Raw genomic sequence first — 6,504 nt, 5'->3', positions numbered from 1 at the left:
AGAAGCCCCGACCGCATCTGCCGCCTTTTCCGCACCGCCATCCGGCACTACAGAAATCCTCCGATACCAAGGCATTTAAGGTGAAAACGACCTCTAAGTAGGTGTTTTTCTACTCGCTTCCTCGGGCTGCGTCCGGCAGCCCGAGAGCGAGTGATCTTTGTTCCGGAACAGGGTGTGCATGCCGCAGGGACTTGATGGACTGGGGCGATGAAGATCTTGTCGCCTCGTGTCCTGCGGGCTCTTGAACGGTTCAACGCCGCTTATCCCTGGGATCACAACGCCCACTACCACCGCTGGATCCTGCGGCAGTTGCCGAGGCGCTTCGACCGCGCCCTGGACGTCGGTTCCGGCAGCGGTGATCTTGCAAGGCTCTTGGCCGGACGAGCCGATGCTGTGCAGGCCGTCGATTCCGATCCGGTGATCACGGCCCAGGCCCAGAAACTGACTCCTTCCGGGCTCCCCGTCACCTTCACCGTCGCGGATGCAATAGCCGAGCTTCCTGCCGGTCCTTATGACGTCATCACGTGCGTCGCCACGATCCACCACCTGCCGTTCACGCTGGCGCTCACCCGTTTCCGCCGTCATCTGGCTCCGGGAGGGACACTGGTGATCGTCGGCCTGTCTCGCGCCCAGACCCCCGTGGACCACCTGCTCGGTGCTGTCGCCATTCCGGGCAACGCTGCCATGGGCTGGCTGAAGAACAAGGGCCGCCCCTCGCAGCGGCCCGTCTCCATGACGGCCCCTACTCGCTCAGCGGACATGACCTTTGACGACATCGTCCGTGAAGCCAGAGACGTCCTCCCTGGCGCACGGCTGCGACGACGGTTGTTCTGGCGCTATACGCTTGTATGGAATCAGCCCTGAGTGGCCCGTGGCTTCCTCGACCAAGTGTCGGTGCGGGGGCTCTTGCGGGTGAGACGCCGAGTCATCATGGTGATGAGCGCCCAGTTCAGGTGTGCTTCGGAGTGCTGGGGCAAGCGTTCGTAGTCGCGGGCGTTGCGGCGGGCGTTCATGCACCAGCCGATCGTGCGCTCGACTTTCCAACGGCGGGGCAGGACGACGAAGCCCTTGGTGCCCTTGGGCCGGGAGACGATGCGCAGGGTGAGCCAGAGGCGGTCGCGGGCCCAGTTGACGAGGTCGCCGGCGTAGCCGCGGTCGGCCCAGACCTGGGTGATCTGCGGCTGGGTGAGACGCAGCCGCCAGAACACATCGCGGGCGGCGTCGCGGTCCTGGATGTCGGCGGGCGTCACCGTGATCATCACGGGCAGGCCGAGCGTGTCCACGGTGATATGTCGTTTGCGGCCGTTGATTTTCTTGGCGGCGTCGTAGCCCCGGCTGTCCTTGCCGACGGTGGAGGCGCCCTTGACCGACTGGGAGTCCACGATCAGGGTCACCGGGTGCGGGCAGCGGCCTTTGCCGGTACGGATCCTCCGGCGGAGTTGGTCACGGATGTAGGTGACGACTCCGGCCCGGTTCCACCGCCAGAAGATTTCGCGCCGTTGTCGACGATGTAGCGGATGCCGTCGACGATCTCCCGCCGGGGCCACTTCTCCGGATGTCCGCCGGTCTTCGTCTGGCAGGCCGGAATGGGCAGCAGGGGTTCCAGAAGGGCCCATTCGGCGACGGAGGTGTCGGACGGGTAGCGGCGGCGACGCGAAGCAGCGGGCATGGCGGGCTCGGCAGGGTGATCGGCAGCGGGGGCTATTTGGAGAGCTGGGCGAGGGTGGCGCGCACCCCGGTGAGCTGGGCGGTGGCGAGCTGGGCCCATTCGTCGTCGGGGTAGCGGGCCAGGTGCGGATCGAGGGTGCCCGTGATCACCCGGGTGAGCCGGCCGAGGATCTGTCGGAACTGGCGCTTGTCGTACTCGATCCAGTCCGCGGGGTCGTCGGAGAACATGAACCCGTCCTGGCGGGTCCAGGTGATCGGCGTCAGGTTCTCGGCGGCGACGACGTCGCGGACGTGCCGGATGCCGCGCCCGACCTGCGAGCGGGTCAGACGGGTGGCGGCCATGAGCTGGTAGGTGTGCAGGCCGGCGGGGCGTGCTTCCATCAGAGCGACGCGGACCAGGTCGCCGTAGTACTCGGCCAGCGGCCGGGCCTCCCGGCGTCGCGGCATGGCCTACTCGCCCTTGAGCAGCTGGACCAGCTGCTCGTCCAGGGTGAACTCGCCGTTGTCGAGGGCCCCTTCGAGCCAGTCCGCCGCCGCACGGACCCGTCCCATCTGCCGGCGGACGGTCTCGCGCTCGTCCTCGGTGAACTCCTGCCCGCGCAACTGCGGGACCAGGCGGCCGAGCGTGGCCACGAAGCCGTGGCAGGAGCCGACCAGGTCCAGGTACTCGATGGTGTGCTCGATCGCGCGGACGGCCGGGGTGCGTTCCCGGATCCGGTCCCTGGTCTCGTTCGAGTTGTCGAACTGAGCGCGGTTGACGAGCATCCGGGTGGTGTCGTCCCGCATGGCCGTCCGGGCGACGGCCGGACGGCGCAGCAGGTCGGTGGTCACCTGCTGGGCGACGGTGTCGTCCCTGGTCAGCTCCGTGACAACCCGCACTCGCTCGGCTGGGGTGACGTGCTCGGTGACCGCCGGCCGCTTCAGCAGGTCGGTGGCGACCTGGGCTGCGACCTCGTCGTCCCGGGTCAGGTCGGCCACGGCCTGGACCTTCTCATCGACCGTGACCGGCCGGTCGACCCTCTGGCCGACAACCCGCTTCGCGCCGTCCGGCGTCCACTGCCGAGCCCCAGTGCGTGGGTTGAACGGCGCGTCCTCGATCGCCGCCCACCGCTCGTCCGCGTCCGCGACCGACGCCAGGATGCGGTGAACCGTGAACGACACACCCTCCTTGCGGCGCCCCTCGGGCCAGCGGTTGGCGGTGTAACGCCAGTCCTCCACCGTCCGCCGCTCGACACCGATGTCGTCCGCGAACATCTGCAGCGACTCCGTCACCGTGAACAGGTCGTCCGTGCCGTTCGGCATGGACCCGCCCACCGACCTCATCGGCTCGATCTCCAACGCCATGTCACCCAGGGAGAACTGCGCGCGGGCGACCTGCGCGATCAGCTCCTTGGCCTGGCCGACGAGCTGTTCGTAACGCTGCCGGGTGACGTTCCCGATCCGGTCGGCCACGTCGGTCATGATGACCACCGCCCTCGCCCGGGCCCGGCCCGGTCACCACGACGTGACCGGTCAAAGGGGCGCCGGCCCCGGTCACCGTCCACCGTGACGCGAGCGCGACACGCCGGGGCAGAGCGTGAACCGGGGGCGCTCGAAGCGCCAGCCAGACGCCTCAACTCTCCTGCAAAATAAGAGGAGTTCAGGATGCTCGCGAGGCGTTCGGCTACGGCGTTTCCGTAACACCGTTCCGCGACGCCCGCCGCTGACGGCAGGCCCGCACCCGGCAATGGTCCGAGCAGTACACCGCCGCCCTCGACCGCTCCACCCCCACCGTCCACGACCTGCCACAAACCGGGCACTCCGCCTGCTCGCCCTGCTGCATCGCGATGACCCTCCGCCGGGTCTGCTGAAGCCTCCGCCAACGACGTGACCTGCACCGACCCGAGCAGAACACCGCCTCCGCCGCCATCGTCTGCAGCAGCGGATCACCGCACTCTCGGCAGTACCGGCGAGCTGCCCCGTTAGCCCCCACAACCCAGATCATCCAGCCGTACACACCTCACGGCCAGGGATCAAAAACACCTACTCAACCCTGCGCACCCCAAGCCGGTTGGCGGCCTGCTCGGGCCCGAGCGGGGCGTCGGCGGCGACAAGGTCCGCCAGGTCCTCGCGCTGGCAGACCTCCGCGACCTGGCCGGGGTGGTGCAGCGTCCCGTCCGGGTTCGCGCTCAGGTTGACCAGCAGACCGCGGTCGACGAACCGCCGGACCACGAAGGCCGTCACGTTCGCCTTCTCGCCGATCACGTTCGGGGCGCCGAGTGCGTCGGCGATCCGGTCGGCCGCCGCGCCGCCGGAGATGGGCGGGGAGGGCATCGCGGCCCGGATGGCGTCGGCGTCCAGCGCCTCCACAGCGGCCCGGGACCACTGCCACGAGGACGCGTCTGGTTCGGGGACAAGGCCGGTGTGCCGCGCCCACCGGAAGGTGGCTGCGGGCACCTTCAGGCGCTTGGCGGCCTGGCTCGCGTCGTACTCGGTTCGTCGCATGAGATCACCTCTCGCTCGTCGCCGGAAGCGGCGAACAGAACATGACGGAACGCACGAAAAGCTGTCAATACCCCTTGGAAATGGGCAAGTTGGACGCACGCCGCTAGAACTGCGCCCGCGTACGCGAGGGAAAATCACCCGCCCGGGCGCCACTGCGAGCGCCGACCGAGCCGCCATCGCCATCGAGGAGGCGACGGACGCCGGGCCGCCTGTGACCGCCCGCCCGGCGGGACAGCTCTCGGCCCCGCATCCAGGTGCCCGGCGCGGAGACGATGCACCACCTGCACGAGACGATCCGCACGCTGACCCACGGTTTCTCCTGGACACCCGCTACGCCGGCCCTGGCGTCGCGCTGGAAGTCACGCTCGGCAAACGGCAGGAGCTCCCGCTGCACGCGGCCCATGCAGTCGGCCTCACCCGGCTCTTCCATAACGCCGTCGGCACCATCGGCGCCCGCAGCACACCAGGGGGAGGGCGCTGCCTTCACTGTGACGGCATTGGGCTTGCCCGCCCGCTGTGGGAAGCGGCGACGACCAGCAAAGCCTGAGCACCACGCAAGACAACGCGCCGTCACCGCCCTCGGGCGGCAGCGCCGCTGCGGGAACTGCGCTCTTGACCGAGGGGGCTGTGCGCGGGACGGTCAGGTGCGCAACTACACGCAACCAACTCGCTTCGGAGGGGATCATGGCTTTACTTTTCTTCGGCACGGACCCGAACTCGGGTGGAGGGAACTGCCCCGCGGTGTGGGTGGACACCGACACCGCCGTGGGGCCGGAACTGGTTTTGCAGGGCAAGTTCGCCGACGCGGTGACCAAGGCCGCCTGCAGCCAGGACAGTCCGCCCGCCGACGACGAAGGGGTCATCCGGATCCCGGTCCGGATGGTGGCGCAGATCAGGAAGGCGTGTGATGCCGCAGAAGCCGCAGCCCCTCAGCTTTGAGGAGCTACTCGACTCCGCCCGGCAGCACGCCCTGCACCTGGAGCTGCGGGACGTCTACGCCGTGGGGGAGGAGCGGGAGGTCTACGACGCGTTCCTACGCGACGGGAGCGTGCCTGCGGACGACTCGGAGTACTGGAGCGGGTGGCTGCCGCTGGTGGAACGGACCGTCGCCCGCGGCGTGAAGGTCCGCCGGGCCCGGGTCGTATCCGAGCCCGTCACCGACTACATCCGCTTCGAGCACGCCATCACCGACGCCAACCTCCGCGCCGGCGAACAGGTCCGCTGGCTGCCCCGCCGCCGTGCCTCCACCCTGGCGCTGCCCGGCAACGACTTCTGGCTCATCGACGACCAGGTCGTTCGCTGGAACCTGTTCTCCGGTGACGGCCAGGCCCTCGAGCCCGACCACACCGAAGACCCGCAGGCCATCAAGCTGTGTGCCGAGGCGTTCCGCTCGGTGTGGGACCTGGCCACTGACCACGCCGACTACCGCATCTGACCGACGCACAGCCAAGGGCCGCCACCTCATGACGACCGCCTCCCCATCGTCCAGCGCACAGGGGGCCCGCGAGGCGCTCGCCGTGCGCTTGCAGCACCTGCGCAAGGACGCCGGCCTCACCGGAAAGGAACTCTCCGCCCGGTGCGGCTGGCACCCCGCGAAGACCACCCGCATCCAAAAGGGCGCGGCCCTGCCCTCGGACGCGGACGTCCGCGCCTGGTGCGCGGCGTGCGGCGCGGACGACCAGGCCGACGACCTGATCGCCACCGCCCGCGCTGTCGACTCGATGTATCTGGAGTGGCGACGGCTGCACCGCAATGGCATGCGCCAGGTCCAAGAGGACTGGTACGCCCTCCACGAGAAGACCCGCCACTGCCGCGTCTACGTCTCCAACGTGCCGCCCGGCTTCCTTCAGACGCCGGCGTTCGCCACCGCCCTCATGAACCAGATCACCGCCTTCCAGGGCACCCCCGACGACGTCGCCGAAGCCGTCGCCGCCCGCGTCGCCCGCTCCCGGTTCCTCTACGAGGGCGGCCACCGCTACGTCGTCCTCATGGAGGAGTCCGTCCTGCGCTACCGCACTGCCGATCCCGAGGCGATGCGCGGGCAACTGCGCCACCTCCTGGCCGTGATGCCGCTCGCGTCCCTCTCGCTGGGGATCATCCCGTTCACCGCGCAGCGCACCGTGTGGCCACTGGAGGCGTTCTACGTCCACGACGACACCATGGCCGTGGTGGAGACGCTCACGGCGGAGATCAAGGTGACGCAGCCGCGCGAGCTCGCCGACTACGCGAAGGCGTTCGCCGGCCTCGCGTCGATGGCCGTGTACGCCGACGCGGCCCGCGCGCTCATCCGGGCCGCGATCGACGCCCTGGAGTGAACCTCCGCAATTCTCCGCAACTTCGTTGAGAGCGCGG

Annotated in this window: 7 protein-coding genes and 1 pseudogene; 4 read left to right on the top strand and 4 right to left on the bottom strand. The window is 69.2% G+C overall.

What is annotated here, in order from left to right:
* The first annotated feature begins 207 nt into the window (after window positions 1–207).
* A complete protein-coding gene (locus tag AC07C1_RS37215; protein ID WP_478946483.1) occupies window positions 208–864 on the top strand; it encodes a class I SAM-dependent methyltransferase in 657 nt (218 codons plus the stop codon).
* On the opposite strand, the pseudogene AC07C1_RS37210 reads toward AC07C1_RS37215, so the two are convergent.
* The 4 genes and pseudogenes from AC07C1_RS37210 to AC07C1_RS37195 form a co-directional block, all read right to left on the bottom strand.
* Window positions 864–1,669, bottom strand: a pseudogene (locus AC07C1_RS37210) (IS5 family transposase); the annotation flags it as partial. The gene AC07C1_RS37215 and the pseudogene AC07C1_RS37210 overlap by 1 nt on opposite strands.
* A 32-nt stretch (window positions 1,670–1,701) precedes the next feature.
* On the bottom strand, window positions 1,702–2,115 hold the full coding sequence (locus AC07C1_RS37205; protein ID WP_478946481.1) for a hypothetical protein: 414 nt from the start codon (window positions 2,113–2,115) through the stop codon (window positions 1,702–1,704).
* 3 nt (window positions 2,116–2,118) lie between these two features.
* Window positions 2,119–3,129: a DUF6192 family protein gene (locus AC07C1_RS37200; RefSeq protein ID WP_478946480.1), complete on the bottom strand. Its 1,011-nt coding sequence runs from the start codon at window positions 3,127–3,129 to the stop codon at window positions 2,119–2,121.
* 561 nt (window positions 3,130–3,690) lie between these two features.
* On the bottom strand, window positions 3,691–4,152 hold the full coding sequence (locus AC07C1_RS37195) for a hypothetical protein (protein WP_478946478.1): 462 nt from the start codon (window positions 4,150–4,152) through the stop codon (window positions 3,691–3,693).
* A 747-nt stretch (window positions 4,153–4,899) separates the two neighbouring features.
* Here AC07C1_RS37195 and AC07C1_RS37190 point away from each other — a divergent pair.
* Genes AC07C1_RS37190 through AC07C1_RS37180 form a run of 3 tightly spaced genes read left to right on the top strand, consistent with a single transcriptional unit; the run spans window position 4,900 to window position 6,467 of the window.
* Window positions 4,900–5,091: a hypothetical protein gene (locus AC07C1_RS37190; RefSeq protein WP_478946476.1), complete on the top strand. Its 192-nt coding sequence runs from the start codon at window positions 4,900–4,902 to the stop codon at window positions 5,089–5,091.
* A complete protein-coding gene (locus tag AC07C1_RS37185) occupies window positions 5,060–5,587 on the top strand; it encodes a DUF6879 family protein (protein ID WP_478946474.1) in 528 nt (175 codons plus the stop codon). Before AC07C1_RS37190 ends, AC07C1_RS37185 begins: the two co-directional genes overlap by 32 nt.
* 28 nt (window positions 5,588–5,615) lie before the next feature.
* Window positions 5,616–6,467 (top strand): helix-turn-helix domain-containing protein, encoded by an 852-nt coding sequence (locus AC07C1_RS37180; RefSeq protein ID WP_478946472.1) that lies wholly within the window; start codon window positions 5,616–5,618, stop codon window positions 6,465–6,467.
* Window positions 6,468–6,504 lie beyond the last annotated feature (37 nt).

Source organism: Streptomyces sp. NPDC045022, from assembly GCF_056432605.1.
This window is presented reverse-complemented; position numbering and strand designations above follow the sequence as displayed.